The following is a 470-nucleotide window of genomic DNA, read 5'->3' as shown; positions in this document are numbered from 1 at the left end:
CCATTAATTAAGACATGACCTTTGTTGGTAAAGGCGCGACGGTAGCCGTCTGAATAACCAAATGGTAAATTTGCCAAATAGCTATCTCGTGTCAAGGTATAAGTGCGGTCATAGCCAACAGTTGAGCCTTTAGGATAGAAATTGACGCTAGCCACACGGCTTTTGAACGACATAATGTAGTTAAAATCTGGACGTTCAAAGTAAGGCTCGCCAAACAAAATCGCCCCAGGACGCACCATATCAAACCAACCTTCTGGCACGTTCAGCGACACAAATGAGTTCGCCGCATGGATGGTAAGTTTTTTACGGTCGAGTTTGGCGGTTTTAATCAGCCAATCGGTGTTTTGTTTAAAACTAGCCAACCCTTTTTGTACATCGGCTTTATCCTCAACAGGAAAATGGGTCATGATACCGACGATATGGAGATTTTTAAGCTTGGTAATTGCCAAAGCGTCTTGTTTAGATTTCTC

1 protein-coding gene is annotated in these 470 nt (G+C 43.0%); it reads right to left on the bottom strand.

The features are described 5' to 3' along the window. Nucleotides 1-470: alanine racemase C-terminal domain-containing protein (locus J1781_RS00425; RefSeq protein ID WP_217233025.1), on the bottom strand; the 470-nt coding region annotated here is incomplete at both ends.

The organism is Rahnella perminowiae (assembly GCF_019049695.1).
Classification (GTDB): domain Bacteria; phylum Pseudomonadota; class Gammaproteobacteria; order Enterobacterales; family Enterobacteriaceae; genus Rahnella; species Rahnella perminowiae.
Note: the sequence above shows the minus strand (reverse complement) of the source record. Positions and strands in the feature narration are given on the sequence as shown.